This window comes from Streptomyces sp. NPDC048111 (assembly GCF_043202815.1).
In the GTDB taxonomy this organism is placed as follows: domain Bacteria; phylum Actinomycetota; class Actinomycetes; order Streptomycetales; family Streptomycetaceae; genus Streptomyces.
This window is the reverse complement of sequence record NZ_JBIDBD010000009.1, coordinates 98,284-112,253: the sequence shown is the minus strand read 5'-3', so window position 1 is coordinate 112,253 and position 13,970 is coordinate 98,284. Positions and strand designations below refer to the sequence as shown.

14 protein-coding genes are annotated in these 13,970 nt (G+C 73.9%); 9 read left to right on the top strand and 5 right to left on the bottom strand.

Annotation, left to right across the window (positions count from 1 at the left end; all coding sequences use genetic code 11):
• Positions 1-318: 318 nt before the first annotated feature.
• Together ACGF3I_RS17770 and ACGF3I_RS17765 are read left to right on the top strand one after the other, a co-directional pair.
• The gene (locus ACGF3I_RS17770; protein ID WP_393132971.1) at positions 319-1,335 is read left to right on the top strand and encodes a helix-turn-helix transcriptional regulator; all 1,017 of its coding nucleotides are present in this window, start codon (positions 319-321) and stop codon (positions 1,333-1,335) included.
• Positions 1,336-1,411: 76 nt separating this feature from the next.
• Positions 1,412-2,323, top strand: a complete 912-nt coding sequence (locus tag ACGF3I_RS17765; RefSeq protein ID WP_393132970.1) for a winged helix-turn-helix domain-containing protein — start codon at positions 1,412-1,414, stop codon at positions 2,321-2,323.
• 90 nt (positions 2,324-2,413) lie between these two features.
• Here ACGF3I_RS17765 and ACGF3I_RS17760 read toward each other — a convergent pair whose 3' ends face one another.
• Positions 2,414-2,641, bottom strand: a complete 228-nt coding sequence (locus tag ACGF3I_RS17760; protein ID WP_393132968.1) for a hypothetical protein — start codon at positions 2,639-2,641, stop codon at positions 2,414-2,416.
• Positions 2,642-2,899: 258 nt separating this feature from the next.
• On the opposite strand from ACGF3I_RS17760, the gene ACGF3I_RS17755 reads away from it, so the two are divergent.
• Positions 2,900-3,772 (top strand): winged helix-turn-helix domain-containing protein, encoded by an 873-nt coding sequence (locus tag ACGF3I_RS17755; protein ID WP_393132966.1) that lies wholly within the window; start codon positions 2,900-2,902, stop codon positions 3,770-3,772.
• Between the two features lie 110 nt (positions 3,773-3,882).
• A complete protein-coding gene (locus ACGF3I_RS17750; protein WP_393133186.1) occupies positions 3,883-4,404 on the top strand; it encodes a DUF4240 domain-containing protein in 522 nt (173 codons plus the stop codon).
• A 16-nt stretch (positions 4,405-4,420) separates the two neighbouring features.
• Here ACGF3I_RS17750 and ACGF3I_RS17745 read toward each other — a convergent pair whose 3' ends face one another.
• Positions 4,421-5,224, bottom strand: a complete 804-nt coding sequence (locus tag ACGF3I_RS17745) for an SDR family NAD(P)-dependent oxidoreductase (RefSeq protein WP_393132964.1) — start codon at positions 5,222-5,224, stop codon at positions 4,421-4,423.
• 140 nt (positions 5,225-5,364) lie between these two features.
• Here ACGF3I_RS17745 and ACGF3I_RS17740 point away from each other — a divergent pair, with 140 nt between their 5' ends.
• Positions 5,365-6,015, top strand: coding sequence for a TetR/AcrR family transcriptional regulator (locus tag ACGF3I_RS17740; RefSeq protein ID WP_393132962.1), 651 nt, complete (start codon positions 5,365-5,367; stop codon positions 6,013-6,015).
• A gap of 60 nt (positions 6,016-6,075) precedes the next feature.
• Here the strand turns inward: ACGF3I_RS17740 and ACGF3I_RS17735 are convergent, their stop codons facing one another.
• On the bottom strand, positions 6,076-7,341 hold the full coding sequence (locus ACGF3I_RS17735) for an amidohydrolase (RefSeq protein WP_393132960.1): 1,266 nt from the start codon (positions 7,339-7,341) through the stop codon (positions 6,076-6,078).
• Positions 7,342-7,382: 41 nt separating this feature from the next.
• Positions 7,383-7,910 (bottom strand): GNAT family N-acetyltransferase, encoded by a 528-nt coding sequence (locus ACGF3I_RS17730; RefSeq protein WP_393132958.1) that lies wholly within the window; start codon positions 7,908-7,910, stop codon positions 7,383-7,385.
• Positions 7,911-7,953: 43 nt separating this feature from the next.
• On the opposite strand from ACGF3I_RS17730, the gene ACGF3I_RS17725 reads away from it, so the two are divergent.
• Complete coding sequence (locus ACGF3I_RS17725) at positions 7,954-8,841, top strand: TIGR01777 family oxidoreductase (RefSeq protein ID WP_393132956.1); 888 nt, start codon at positions 7,954-7,956, stop codon at positions 8,839-8,841.
• A 167-nt stretch (positions 8,842-9,008) separates the two neighbouring features.
• On the top strand, positions 9,009-10,325 hold the full coding sequence (locus ACGF3I_RS17720) for an NAD(P)/FAD-dependent oxidoreductase (protein WP_393133184.1): 1,317 nt from the start codon (positions 9,009-9,011) through the stop codon (positions 10,323-10,325).
• 11 nt (positions 10,326-10,336) lie between these two features.
• Here the strand turns inward: ACGF3I_RS17720 and ACGF3I_RS17715 are convergent, their stop codons facing one another.
• Entirely contained in the window at positions 10,337-11,785 is a 1,449-nt protein-coding gene (locus tag ACGF3I_RS17715; RefSeq protein ID WP_393132954.1) for a regulator, read from the bottom strand.
• Between the two features lie 232 nt (positions 11,786-12,017).
• Between ACGF3I_RS17715 and lipB the strand changes: the two genes are divergently transcribed.
• Positions 12,018-12,815: a lipoyl(octanoyl) transferase LipB gene (lipB, locus tag ACGF3I_RS17710; RefSeq protein ID WP_393132952.1), complete on the top strand. Its 798-nt coding sequence runs from the start codon at positions 12,018-12,020 to the stop codon at positions 12,813-12,815.
• Between the two features lie 123 nt (positions 12,816-12,938).
• Positions 12,939-13,895: a lipoyl synthase gene (lipA, locus tag ACGF3I_RS17705; RefSeq protein ID WP_393132950.1), complete on the top strand. Its 957-nt coding sequence runs from the start codon at positions 12,939-12,941 to the stop codon at positions 13,893-13,895.
• Positions 13,896-13,970 lie beyond the last annotated feature (75 nt).

Genomic DNA, 13,970 nt, shown 5'->3' with positions numbered 1-13,970 from the left:
CGTGGCTTGTCGCGCAGTTCCCCGCGCCCCTCAAACCCGCCGTCGCCCGCGGGCCGCGGTCGCTCCTCGCGCAGTTCCCCGCGCCCCTAAAACCCGCCGTCGCCTGTCGGCTGTTCGTGGCTGGTCTCGCACCATGAGGTCTGCTCGCCTGTGAGCAGTGTGTGGCCGATCCAGCACCCGGCCGACGCACGCCAACCCCCTCAGGGGCGCGAGGAACTGCGCGACCAGCCCAGCACGGCCCGCACGCAAACCCCCACAGAGACCACCCCACAGGGGCGCGGGGAACTGCGCTACCGGCCCAGGGCGCATCATGGGTTCATGCGCGCCGCCCGGCTGATCAAGATGGTGCTGCTCCTTCAGGCACACCCCACCCTCACCGCCCCCGAGCTGGCCCGGGAGCTGGAGGTGTCCGAGCGGACCGTCACCCGGGACGCCCAGGCCCTGGCCGAGGCCGGGGTTCCGGTGTACGCGGACCGGGGCCGGGCCGGCGGCTACCGGCTGGTCGGCGGGTACCGGACGCGTCTGACGGGGCTCGCCCGCTCCGAGGCCGAGGCCCTGTTCCTGTCCGGGGTGCCGGGCGCGCTGCGCGGCATGGGCCTGGAAGACGCCGCCTCCGCCGCCCGCCTGAAGGTGTCGGCGGCCCTGCTCCCCTCCCTCAAGGACGCCCCCTCCTCCGCCGCCCGGCGCTTCCACCTGGACGCCCCCGGCTGGTGGCAGGAGCCCGAGACCCCCGAGCTGCTGCCCTCCGTGGCCGAGGCGGTGTGGGACGACCGGCGGGTACGGGTCGGCTACCGCCGCCCGGGCCGCGCCACCGTGGAGCGGGACCTGGAACCGTACGGCCTGGTCCTGAAGGCGGGCGTCTGGTACCTGTGCGCACGGGCCACGGGCGAGCCCGGCAGCGGGGACGAGGACAGGGCCGAGGGCGGCGAGAGCGCGTTCCGGGTGTACCGGCTCGACCGGATCACCGCCGTCGCCTCCGGCGAGGACCGCTTCGTACGGGACGAGGCGTTCGACCTGCCGCGGTTCTGGGCGGAGCGGGCCGAGGAGTTCGCCCGGGCGGTGCTCACCGAGACCGTGGTCGTACGGGTCTCCCGGGCAGGCGCCGCCCGCCTCCCGCACGTCACCGGCGACCGGGGCCCCGTGCGCGAGGCCCTGGAGCGGGCCGGCGAGCCGGACGCCGAAGGCCGGCTCACCGTGACCGTACCGGTCGAGTCGCAGGACGTCGCCTACGCGCAACTCCTGTCGCTCGGGCCGGAGTTGGAGGTTCTGGCGCCCCCGGAACTGCGGGAGCGGTTCGCCGGGGCGGCGCGCGGGTTGCGCCAACTCTACGGCTGAGACGGCCCATTGGCGGATACTGGCAGTTCGCCGCAGACAACTCGCCGTCATTGGCAGGCCGTTGTACGCTGGCGGGGTGCCTGGAATCAGCGCTTCGACCGATGGACAGCGCCGTCCGCGGGATGTGGTCGCCGACGGCCTGCGTGCCCTCATCCGCGGCGGCGAGCTGCGGGTCGGCGAGCACCTGCCGACCCAGGCCCAGCTCAGCGAGCGGTTCTCGGTGCCGCGCGGCGCGGTCCGTGGCGCCGTCGAGCTGCTCGAACGGGAAGGCCTGATCAGGCGGGCCCAGCAGGGCACCCCGCCGACGGTGGCCCGCCCCACGCCGCTCCCGGTCCCGGCCGGCCCGCGCGAGACGTCGGAGCCGCGCCGCCAGTCCCCCCGCCCCGCCGGGGTCTTCCTGGGCGAGCGGGTGGCGCACTGCTTCCGCCAGGACGAGGTGACCATCGACGCGTACTGCCTCAATGGCGAGACGCTGGCATCGGCGCTGGCGGGCCCGTTGGTCGCCGTGCAAGCGGCGGGCGCGGGGCCGCGCCGGGTGGCGGTGCGCATCCTGCTGCCCGACGCCGAGGCCCCGCTGGCCCTGCCCCAGGTGATCGGTGACCTGGGGAACGTCCGGCCGCGCGAGCGCCTGCGCATCACCAGCAACCACATCTACGGCTCGCTGCGCCACTCGCTGCGGATGCTCAAGGTGCGCGATCTGGTCCCGGACGTGACGGTCGAGGCGCGCAAGGTGTCGATCACCCCGACGCAGAAGGTCTACATCCTCAACGGCCGCGAGGTGCTGGCCGGCCACTACCAGGTGACCGAGCGCACGGTGGACCTCGACCGGAACCCCATCGAGATCTACGACATGCTCGGCGTCGAGGGCATGCTCTTCCGGCACGCCGTGGTGGACGACGACCAGGTCACCCGCGGTTACGTGGAGCAGACCCAGCAGTGGTTCGACTCGCTGTGGAACACCATCGCCCGCCCCATGGACCCGAACTGAGCCCGGCCCATGGACCCGAACTGAGCCCGCCCCATGGACCCGAACTGAGCCCGGCCCGCTGAGCCGAACCGAGCCGGTCCGCGGTCCCGCTCAGCGGGCGGCGAGCAGCATGAGCACCAGGAGTACGGCCACCACGCACACGAGCCGGGTGCGCGGCGCGGCCGGAACGGCCGGGGTCGGCGTGCGCTCCGCGCCGCCGCCCTTGGTGAGCAGCACCCCCAGGGCGAGCACCAGCAGGCCGGACGGGCCGAGCAGGGACACCACACCCGCGTTCGACAGCAGTTCGAGGACGATCTGCACGCGCGTCTCCAGTCCCATGGAACACCTCCTCCGGTAGTCGCCGCCGCGGACCGCCCGGACGGGCGACGTCCCGCTCCTGGGCAGGCGATTGTGTTCCCTCCTCCTACCCGGACTGAATGGCTGCCATCTAAGGTCAACCGCCTGCATATTGGGCAACACGCTTCTACCAATGGGTAGTTGATCGGCCAACACGTACAACCAACCGGTCAACAGCCTGAGTTGACCGTTCGTTGCATGCATCTGTCCTGTCCTGACCGCGAGTTGTAGCCTCGGTGGGTGACGACCCACACCACCGGGGCCGACCGGGACGACGCCGGGGAGACCCCCCGCTACCGATCGGTCGCCGACACGCTGCGCCGGGACATCCAGAACGGGGTGCCGGCGCCCGGCGAGGGGCTGCCCAAGCAGGAGCAGCTCATGCGCCGTTTCCGCTGCGGCCGCGGCACCGTGCAGAAGGCCCTCCAGCTACTGCGGGACGAGCAGCTCCTGGAGGAGGGCGTACCGGGCCGGGGCGCCCGGGTGGCGCGCCAGGCTGCCATCGGGCGGCCATTGGTCCATTACGTCTCGCGCGCCTTCGACGCCCCCCACGTCTCGCTCGACGTGTGGTCGCTGCACACCGAGGAACTGTCGCGCGCCGTCCAGCAGCAGGCCGAGCTCATCCGGCTGGGTGACCGCGCGGCCCCGCGCTCGATCCGGGTCCGGGTCCTCGTACCGGATCCGGACACCGCCCACCCCTACCCGCGCAACGTCGACGACCCCCAGGACCCGCGTCCGCTCAGGCGGCTGCGCCGGGTCATCCGGATGTACGCGGAGGCCCTGCACCACTCGCTCACCCAGCTGGCCGAGGAGGGCGCCGTGGGCTCGGTGTCCGTGGAGATCCGGGGGCTGCCGACGGTGCCGGGCGAGAAGCGCTACCTCGTCAACGGCACGCAGATGCTGACCGGCTACTACGTCCTGCGCAGGACCCGCATCCTGGTGGACGCGGCGTCGATAGAGGTCCTGGAACTGCACAGCGACACCCTGTTCCCGGCCACCGTGGAGGGCAACGGCGCCCGGCCCCTGGAGCGGGCGGAGCTGCGGCAGGCGCAGACGTGGTTCGACTCGCGCTGGGAGACGGCGGCGATGCCGCTGCGCCCGCTCGACGAGTAACGGCCGACGGCGGTGCGACAGATGTGCCAGGGGTGGGACGCGGTGGCAACCGGACGAATGGCGCGACTCCGCGTGCGCCGCCCTCCCCCACCCACGATGCTGGTTCCGTGATGGACGAGACGGAGTTCTGGCAGATCGTGGACCGTTCCCGCGAGGCCGCCGACGGCGACCCCGAGGAACAGGCCGAGCTGCTCGTGGACCGGCTGCTCCAGCTCGATCCCGACGCCGTGCTCGACTTCGCCCGGCACTTCGAGGCGCGCTACAACCGGGCCTACCGCTGGGACCTGTGGGGCGCGGCCGCGGTGCTGCTCGACGGGGCGAGCGACGACGCCTTCGACTATTTCCGCTGCTGGCTCATCGGTCAGGGACGCGAAGTCTTCGAGGGCGCGCTGCACGACCCGGACGCGCTCGCCGACCTCCTCGGCGCGTTCGACGAGGAGGTCGACGGCGACGGCGAGGAGCTGGGCTACGCGGCGGACGAGGCGTACGAGCAGCTCACCGGCGTGGAGGCGCCGGACCTCGGCATCGCGTCCCCGTCGGACGAGCCGGAGGGAACGCCGCTCGACCTGGAGGACGACGCGGCGCTCGCGGCCCGCTACCCGCGCCTGTGGGAGCGCTTCGGCACCGGCTGAGCCCGGCGGCAGACGCTCAGAAGTGCGTGCCGCCGTCGATGCGGACCTCGGTGCCGGTGATGAAGCGGCCGTCGTCGCTCGCCAGCATCGCGACCACCGACGCCACCGTCTCGGGGCCCGCGAAGCCCTGGCCGATGGCCGGGGCGAGCTTCGTGAAGAGCGACAGGTCGGCGTCGGCCGGCAGGCCGGGGCCCACGCTGGAGCGGGAGGCACCGCTGCCGTCGGTCATGCCGGAGGAGATCGAGCCGGGCTGGACGGCGGTGAACCGGATGCCCCGCTTGGCGTACTCGGCGGCGAGCGCGTGCGTCATGGACTGGATGCCGCCCTTGCTGGCCGCGTACGCCGCCATGTAGGGGTGGGCGAACATCGCCGAGGTGGAGCTGAAGTTGACGACGGCGGCGCCGTTGCCTTCGAGCAGCGCCGGGATCGCCTCGCGGATCATCAGGAAGGTGCCGGTCAGGTTGACCGCGACGACCTGGTTGAACTCGGCGAGGCTCGTCTCGTGGGTGTGCGAGGAGCGCAGGATGCCGGCCGCGTTCACCAGCACGTCCAGGCCGCCGAGCGCCGAGACCGCGGCGGCGACGCCCTCGCGCACCGACGCCTCGTCGGCTATGTCGACGACGAGGGTGGTGAGCCGGCCGATGCCCGCGCCCGCCCTGTCCGCGGTGTCCTTCAGGCCGGCCGCGCTCACATCGGCCGCGACCACGTGGCCGCCCTCGGCGAGCAGGCGCAGCACGGTGGCCTGGCCGATGCCGGAGCCGCCGCCGGTGACCAGGGCGCGGCGTCCTTCGTAGCGGGCGGTGACGGTGTTCGGGCTCATCGCGGTCTAGCTTTCTCGGTGTCGGTTCCGCGGCCGGGAGACTCCCCGGCCGACGCGACGTCCACCGTACGCCTTGATGGCACGTTTTGCCATGACGTCAATCCATGCACAGTGCCTGGTCCCGGGCGTAGGCTGGCGCGGTGACCCAGCACGTTCCCTCCTCCGGTCCCCCGCCCAAGGCCTCGCTCACCGAGCGCCGCAAGGCCGCCACCCAGCTCGACATCGCCCGCGCCGCGGCCGCCCTGTTCGCCGAGCACGGGCCCGACGGCACCACCGCCGAGGCCATCGCCCGGCACGCCGGAGTGGCGCTGCGCACCTTCTACCGCTACTTCCGCTCCAAGCAGGACGCGGTGGGTCCGCTGCTCTCCGGCGGCGCGGACCGCTGGCGGGCCCTGCTGGAGGCCGCCGAGCCCGGCCCCCTCGCCAGGACGCTGGAGGCCGCCGTGCGCGAGGCACTCGCGGCGCCCGACGCGGCCGCCGCCGAACAGCTGAGGTGGACCAGGGGGCTGCTGCGCGCGGCCGAGGACGACGCGGCCCTGCGCGCCGTCTGGTACCGGGTGAACCAGGACTCCGAGGACCGGCTGCGTCCGGTGCTCGCCCGCCTCGCGGGGCCGGGGGCGGACGCCCTGGAGGTACGCCTTGCGGCGGCCGCGGCCACCGCCGCGATCCGGGTGGCCCTGGAGGCCTGGGCCACCACCGACGCCCCGGCCTCGGGCCCGGGCTCCCCCGCCGAACTCGCGGTGCGCTGTCTGCGTGAACTGACCGGCGGGACACGCCTGTTGGGCCGCTGACCCGGCCCCATCCGTCAGGCCGATGCGGCCCGATCCGTCAGGCCGATACGGCCCGGCCCGTCAGCGCAGGTCGAGCCAGGCCAGTGCGGCCGTGGTGAGCGCCGTGACACCGGTGGTCAGGGTGGGTTCGACCAGCGGGGCGAAGAACGGCGAATGGTTGGAGGGGATGTCCCTGTCGAGGGTGCCGGCGGCGAGCGCGGCGCCGAACACGGCGGGGTCCGCTCCGCCGAACAGCCAGTAGCAGACCGGGACTTCGCCGTGCGTGCCGAACAGCCCGACGTCCTCGCTGCCGGTCACCGGACCCGGGTCCATCACCCGGTCCGCGCCGAGCACCTCGCCGACCGCGGCCATCGTGCGGGCCACCGCGCCGGCGTCGTTGACCAGCACCGGGAAGGAGCCGGTCTCGGTGATGTCGGGCTCGCGCCCGGCCCCCGCCACGGCCGCCTCGCCCCGGACGATCCGCTCGACGGCGGTCAGCACCCGGGTGCGCACGTCCTCGCTGTACGTACGGATGTTGAGCTTCAGCTCCGCCTCGTCCGGGATGATGTTGTCCTTGGTCCCGGCGTTCAGCGCGCCCACCGTGACGACGGCCGTCTCGCCGCCCGGGATCTCGCGCGAGACGATCGTCTGGAGCCGCAGCACCGTGGAGGCCGCCATCACCACCGGGTCGACGGACGTCTCGGGCCGCGAACCGTGCGCCCCCTTGCCGTGCAGGACGACCTTCAGGGAGTCGCTCGCGGCGAAGGCCGGGCCCGCGTGGGCGCCGACCGTGCCGGCCGGGAACGGCCCCACGTGCTGGCCGAGCACCACGTCCGGAGTGCCGAACCGCTCGTAGAGCCCGTCGTCGATCATGGCCTGGGCACCCTGCCCCAGCTCCTCGGCGGGCTGGAAGACGCCGAGGACGGTGCCGTGCCACGTCTCGCGCGCGTCCGCGAGCAGCTTGAGCGCGCCGAGGAGACAGCTGACGTGCATGTCGTGTCCGCAGGCGTGCATGACGCCCTCGGTGGTGGAGGCGTAGTCGAGGCCGGTGCGCTCGGTGACCGGCAGGGCGTCGAAGTCGGCGCGCAGCAGCACGGTCGGTCCCGGCCCGTTGCGCAGCGCGGCGACCACCCCGGTGCGCCCCACCCCGGTCGTCACCTCGTACCCGAACTCCCCCGCCCTGCGCGCCACTTCGGCGGCCGTGCGGTGCTCGGCGAAGGACAGCTCCGGGTGGGCGTGCAGATCGCGGTAGAGCGCGGCGAGGTCGTCGCGCAGTGCGCCGAGCCCGCGCAGGGCGGTCCGTGCGGCGTCGGCCGAGGCCTGGGCGGAGGGGGCGGGACGGGACACGGTGCTGCCCTGCTTTCGGGGTTCGGTGCGGTGCCGGGTGGTCAGTCGTCGAGCAGGGTCCGCCCCATGAGCACGTCGTCCACGTAGCGGCCCTCGATGAGGAACTCGCCGGGCAGCACGCCCTCCACGGCGAAGCCCTCGGCCTCGTACAGCGCGCGGGCCGGGACGTTGTGTCCCAGCACGCGCAGGGTGATGCGGGTGGCGCCCTGGCCGCGGGCCGCGTCGTACGCCGCGTGCAGCAGGGCCCGTGCGACGCCCCGGCCGCGAGCGGCCTCGGCGACTTCGAGCCCCTGGATCTGGCGGACGTGCCGGTTGCAGTCGAGCGGGGTGGCCGCGACCAGGCGCAGGAATCCGGCCACCTCGCCGTCCAGTTCGGCGACGAGGTAGTGCGCGGGCTCGTGCCGCGCGTCGAAGAACGGCGCGTACGGCTCCGTCGGGCGCGGCTGTACGGCGTGCAGCGGCGACCAGGCGGCCCGGGTCAGCTCGCCGAGGGTCTCGCCGTCGTCGGGCCGGGCGAACCGTATGTGGGGCGGGGGTGACACGCGGGACCGGGGGTGCGACTCGGACATGCGCCCACTGTGCCACGGCGGCCCGGGGGGCGAGGATGGCTCCATGAAGATCGCGGTGACGGGTTCGACGGGTCTGATCGGTGCGGCACTGGTGCGCTCGCTGCGGGCGGACGGGCACGAGGTGCTGCGTCTGGTACGGCGCACACCTGACGGGCCGGACGAGGTGGAGTGGGACCCCGTACGCCAGTACGTGGACGCGGCGGGCCTGGCCGGCTGCGAGGCGGTGGTGCACCTGGCGGGGGCGGCGGTGGCCGGGCGGCGCTGGACCGCGGCCTACCGGAAGGAGATCCGGGACAGCCGGGTGCTCGGCACGGCGGCGCTCGCCGAGGCGCTGACCTCCCTGGACACCCCGCCGAAGGTCCTGGTCAGCGGGTCGGCGATCGGCTACTACGGCGACACGGGCGACCGCTGGGTCGACGAGTCGGCGCCGCCCGGCGACGGCTTCCTGCCCTCGGTGTGCGTGGCGTGGGAGGAGGCGGCCGCCCCCGCCGAGGAGGCCGGCATCCGGACGGTGTTCGCCCGTACGGGACTGGTGATGGCCCGCGAGGGCGGCGCCTGGGCGAAGCTGATCCCGCTGTTCCGGGCGGGGCTCGGGGGGCGGCTCGGCGACGGGCGCCAGTACATGTCCTTCATCGCGCTGCACGACGAGGTGGCGGCGCTGCGGTTCCTCATCGACACGGAGTCGGTGTCCGGGCCGGTGAACCTGACGGCGCCGTCGCCGGTGACCAACCGGGAGATGACGGCGGCGATGTCGCGGGTGCTGGGGCGGCCGGCGCTGCTCCCGGTCCCGGCGCCGGCGCTCCGGGTCGCCCTGGGCGGGGCGGCGGACGAGGTGCTGGCCGGCCAACGGGTGCGCCCGGCCCGCCTCCTGGAAGCGGGCTTCCCGTTCGCCTTCCCGACCCCCGCCACGGCGCTCAGGTCGATCCTGTAGCGCCGGCGGCGGTGCCGCGTGCGCCCGCCGTGCCTCCACGCCCACCCCCGCGCGCGCGGCCCTCCCCCGCCGGAACGTCTCTACTCTCTCCCCGAACTCCGGCATTCCGTGGCCCAGTTGGGGGCATGAGGCCTCCACTCGACCGCGCCTACCTCGGGGAGGGCCACGTGCTCAGTACCGCACACCATGCGGACGTACTCATCGTGGGGGCCGGGCTCGCGGGCCTGTCAGCGGCTCATCAGCTGACCGGCGCGGGAGTCACGGTCAGCGTCCTGGAGGCCGCCCCGTCCGTGGGCGGCCGCATGTCGACCGCCACCGTCGACGGCTTCCGGCTCGACCGGATCGGCCAGCTGCTCTCGACCTCGTACCCGGAACTGACCCGCACTCCCGGCCTGGAGGACCTGTCGCTGCGGCCGTTCTCGCCCGGTGTCCTCGTGCACAGCGAGGGCCGGCACTACCGGGCCGGCACCACAGGGAGCGCGAGGGGCGCACTGGCCGCCGCGCGCGCCCGGGCGAGCGCCCCTCGCGGCACGGTCACCCCGCTCGGCGGCGCGCTGGACCAGGCCCGGCTCGGCAAGGCGCTGGCCCGGCTCGCCGCCACCCCGGTCGGGCGCATCACCGCGCGGCGCGAACTGCCCATCGGACAGGCCCTGTTGAGCCGCGGCCTGCCCGCCCGCACCCTGGACGGATTCGTCCGCCCGCTGCTGTCGGCCCTGCTCTGCGACCCCGACCTGACCACGTCGAGCCGGTGCGCCGACCTCGCGCTGCGCGGGTTCGCCCGGGGCCGGCTGTGCGTCCCGGCGGGCGGGGCCGCGACCCTGCCGGAGCTGCTCGCCGCCGCGCTGCCGCCGGGCACGGTGCGTACCGATGTGAAGGTCACCTCGGTGGCCACCACCTCGGTCACCACCGCCGACCACGGGGTGCTCGGCTGCCGCTCGGTGGTCCTGGCCACCGACGCCCGCGCCGCCGCCCAGCTCCTGCCGGGCCTGCGCATACCCGCCTTCCACCCGCTCACCGTGCTCCACCACACGGCGCCCCGCTCCCCGCTCGCGGACCCCGCGCTGCTCCTGGACGCCGACCGCAGCGGCCCGGTGGCGTACACGACGGTGATGAGCGAGGTCGACCCGGGCCGCGCGCCGCACGGCCGGGCGCTGATCACCTCGACCGTGCTCGGCACCCCGCCCGAGGACCTGGAGCGTGCCGTACGGCGCCATCTCGCGCGCCTGTACGCCACCTCCACGGACGGCTGGGACCTGCTCGCCGTGCACCACACCCCGCAGGCCGTCCCCGCCATGCCGGCCCCGCACGACCTGCGCCGCCCGGTCCGGCTGCTCGCCGGCCTGTACGTCTGCGGGGACCACCGCGACACCAGCACGGTGCAGGGCGCCCTGTACTCGGGCCGCCGCGCCGCCCGGGCGATCCTCGCCGACCTGGGCGTCCCGTCCTGGCGGGCGACGGCGGAGGTGGTGCACCGGGCCGCCTGAGGCCGGCGCCCTCAGCCGAGCGCGGCCACCCGGTCCCGGTAGGTGCGCACGGCCGCGGCGTCCCGGTACGGCTCCAGGCGCCGCTCGAAGTCACGGACGTACTCGACCGCGCGCGCCGAGCGCATCTCGCCGGCCTGCTGCGCCGCCTCCGCGCCCAGCGCACACGCCTGGTCGAGCTCGCCGAGCCCGAGCCGGGCGGTGGCGAGCACGACCCGGCAGAACAGCCGGGAGCGCGCGTAGCCCGGGGCGCGCAGTTGCAGCGAGCGCTCGGCGTGCTGGGCGGCGGCGCGGTACTGCTGGAGGTCGCGGTGGCAGTGGCCGAACTCGTCGGCGAGCTGCGCCTCGTCGAAGGGCCGCGCCCAGTGCGGCACGTCGTCACCGGGCCGGGCGCTCTCCAGGGCCCGCTCGGCCCGCACCAGCGAGGCCGTGCACGCGCGGACCTCGCCGAGCACCCCGTGCCCGCGCGCCTCCACCGCGTTGAGCAGCGACTGCACGACCGGCGGCGCCGCCGCGCCCACGCCCTGCTGGGCGACCCGGGCCAGCTGCACCGCCTCGCGGCCGTGCCCCAGGTAGACGGCCTGCCGGCTCATGGTGACCAGCACATAACTGCCGTACGCCCGGTCGCCCGCGGCCTGGGACAGCCGCAGCGCCTGCACGAAGTACCGCTGGGCGAGCCCGTGCGCGGCGATGTCGTACGAGGTCCAGCCGGCCAGTCTGGTCAGGTCGGCCGCCGCCGCGAACAGGCGGCGCCCCACGTTCTCGCCGTAGGTGCCGCGCAGCATGGGTTCGGCCTCGTGCTCCAGATAGCGCACCAGTGCCTGGCGCGCGTGCCCGCCGCCGTAGGCGTGGTCGAGGGTGCGGAACAGCTCGCCGACCGAGCGGAGCGCCGCGATGTCCCCGCTGGTCACCCGCTGCCCGGGGCCCCGGTCGGTGGTCCGCTGGCGGGGCACCGAGGGGCGGCCCTGGGCGGGAATGCGGGTCGCGGTGCTCTGCGGGGCCGGATCACCCCGGCCCACCCGGTCGTCGGCCCGCCCGATCAGCCAGTCCCGGCTCGGGACCACCAGGCCCGCCGGGGTGAAGGCGATCTTGCGGAGTTCGGCGTGACTGCCCGAGTCCTTGCGCCAGAGGCCGCTGACGATGTCGACGGCCTCCTCGGGTGTCGCCGCGAACTCAAGACCGGCGTACACCGGCGCGCAGGCGTCGAGTCCGAGGTCCTGCGCGGAGAGCCGGCGGCCCAGCCGGCGGGTGAACACCTCGGCGATCAGTGCGGGTGTGGTGCCGCGCGGCTGCTGGCCGCGCAGCCATCGGGTCACCGAGGTCTTGTCGTAGCGCAGGTCCAGGCCGTGCTCAAGTCCGAGCTGGTCAACGCGTCGGGCGAGCCCGGCATTGGAGAACCCGGCTTCTGCGATGAGTGCGGCGAGCTGGCGGTTGGGGGTGCGCTGCGAGGGTCGTTCCGTCATCAGCTCTGCGTTCTCCTGCCTTCCGGGCCTGACGTGCAGCCCTCATGGAACGGCGAGAATTTAGCGGTCAATACGGCCGGTGCCGCCACCTTCGCCCCGCATTCATCCGATCGTGTGGTGACGTGCCGTTTCTGCCGGGCTCCGGGGGGCGTGCGGGGTCACTCGAACGCGGTCGTACAGTGAGGGAGGGCGCGTGTCCATGGCATCCGAGAAGTGCGACAGGGGAGCTGGCGTGAACGAGCTGCGATTTGTCCGGCTGGGATTCGGCGGGGACGCGGTCGAGTACCAGGAGGCCTGGGACGAGCAGCGCCGGGTGCACGCGGCCCGGTTCGCCGACGAGGTTCCGGACACCTGTCTGCTCCTCGAGCACCCCCCGGTCTACACCGCGGGCCGGCGCACCGAGGAGAGCGAGCGCCCGCTGGACGGCACTCCGGTCATCGACGTCGACCGCGGCGGCAAGATCACCTGGCACGGCCCCGGCCAGCTGGTCGGCTACCCGATCCAGAAGCTCCCGCGCCCGGTCGACGTGGTCGCCCACGTACGCCGCCTCGAAGAGGCCCTGATCCGTACCGCCGCCGACTTCGGCCTCGCCACCACCCGCATCGAGGGCCGCAGCGGCGTCTGGGTGCTCGGCGACCCGGTCGAGCAGCGCCCGAAGCTCGGCGGCCTCTCCCTCGACTTCGACCCGCGCCTGAACGACGACGAGTTCGACGCCCGCCTCAACGGCCCCGAGTACGCGCCCTCCAACGCCGGCCAGCGCCGCGAGGACCGCAAGCTGGCGGCGATCGGCATCCGCGTCGCCAAGGGCGTCACGATGCACGGCTTCTCGTTCAACGTGAACCCGGACAACACCTGGTTCGACCGGATCGTCCCGTGCGGGATCCGCGACGCGGGTGTGACCTCGCTCTCGTACGAACTGGGCCGCGAGGTGACCATCGCGGAGGTGCTGCCCGTGGTGGAGCGCCACCTCAAGGACGTCCTGGAGCACGCGGAACTCGCCCCGCGCGAGATCGAGCGGGCCACCGCCTAGGACCCGCCCCGGGAATGCCGCCGCCCCGCGCGGGGTTGGCCCCGGCGGGAGCCGCACCTCACCAAGCAAACAACGGGCGTACCCTTGGGTTCGCCGAAGAATCGAAGTCACAGGGAGCCGGACGTGTCCGCAGTCGCACCCGACGGACGCAAGATGCTGCGCCTGGAGGTCCGGAACAGCCAGACCCCCATCGAGCGCAAGCCCGAGTGGATCAAGACCCGGGCGAAGATGGGCCCCGAGTACAACCAGCTGCAGAAGCTGGTGAAGAGCGAGGGGCTGCACACGGTCTGCCAGGAGGCGGGCTGTCCCAACATCTTCGAGTGCTGGGAGGACCGCGAGGCCACCTTCCTCATCGGCGGCGACCAGTGCACCAGGCGCTGCGACTTCTGCCAGATCGACACGGGCAAGCCCGAGGCGCTCGACCGCGACGAGCCCCGCCGCGTCGGCGAGTCCGTCGTCACGATGGACCTGAACTACGCCACCATCACCGGCGTCGCCCGCGACGACCTGGCCGACGGCGGCGCGTGGCTGTACGCCGAGACCGTGCGCCAGATCCACGCCCAGACCGAGGCGCGCGCCGAGGGCCGCACCAAGGTCGAGCTCCTGGCCCCCGACTTCAACGCGGTCCCCGAGCAGCTCCAGGAGGTCTTCTCCTCCCGCCCCGAGGTGTTCGCGCACAACGTCGAGACGGTGCCGCGGATCTTCAAGCGGATCCGCCCCGGCTTCCGCTACGAGCGCTCCCTCGACGTGATCACCCAGGCCCGCGACTACGGCCTGATCACCAAGTCGAACCTGATCCTCGGCATGGGCGAGACCCGCGAGGAGGTCAGCGAGGCGCTCCAGCACCTGCACGACGCGGGTTGCGAACTCATCACGATCACGCAGTACCTGCGGCCCTCCGTGCGCCACCACCCCGTGGAGCGCTGGGTGAAGCCGCAGGAGTTCGTTGAGCTGAAGGAGGAGGCCGACGAGATCGGCTTCTCCGGTGTGATGTCGGGCCCGCTGGTCCGCTCCTCCTACCGGGCCGGCCGCCTGTACCAGCAGGCGATGGAGGCCCGGAGCGCCGCCGCCACGGCATGACGCCGGGCGCCGGGCGGGCGCACGTGAGTCCGCTCACCCGCAGCTACTGATCGGTAATGGCCTCGTCGACGCGGC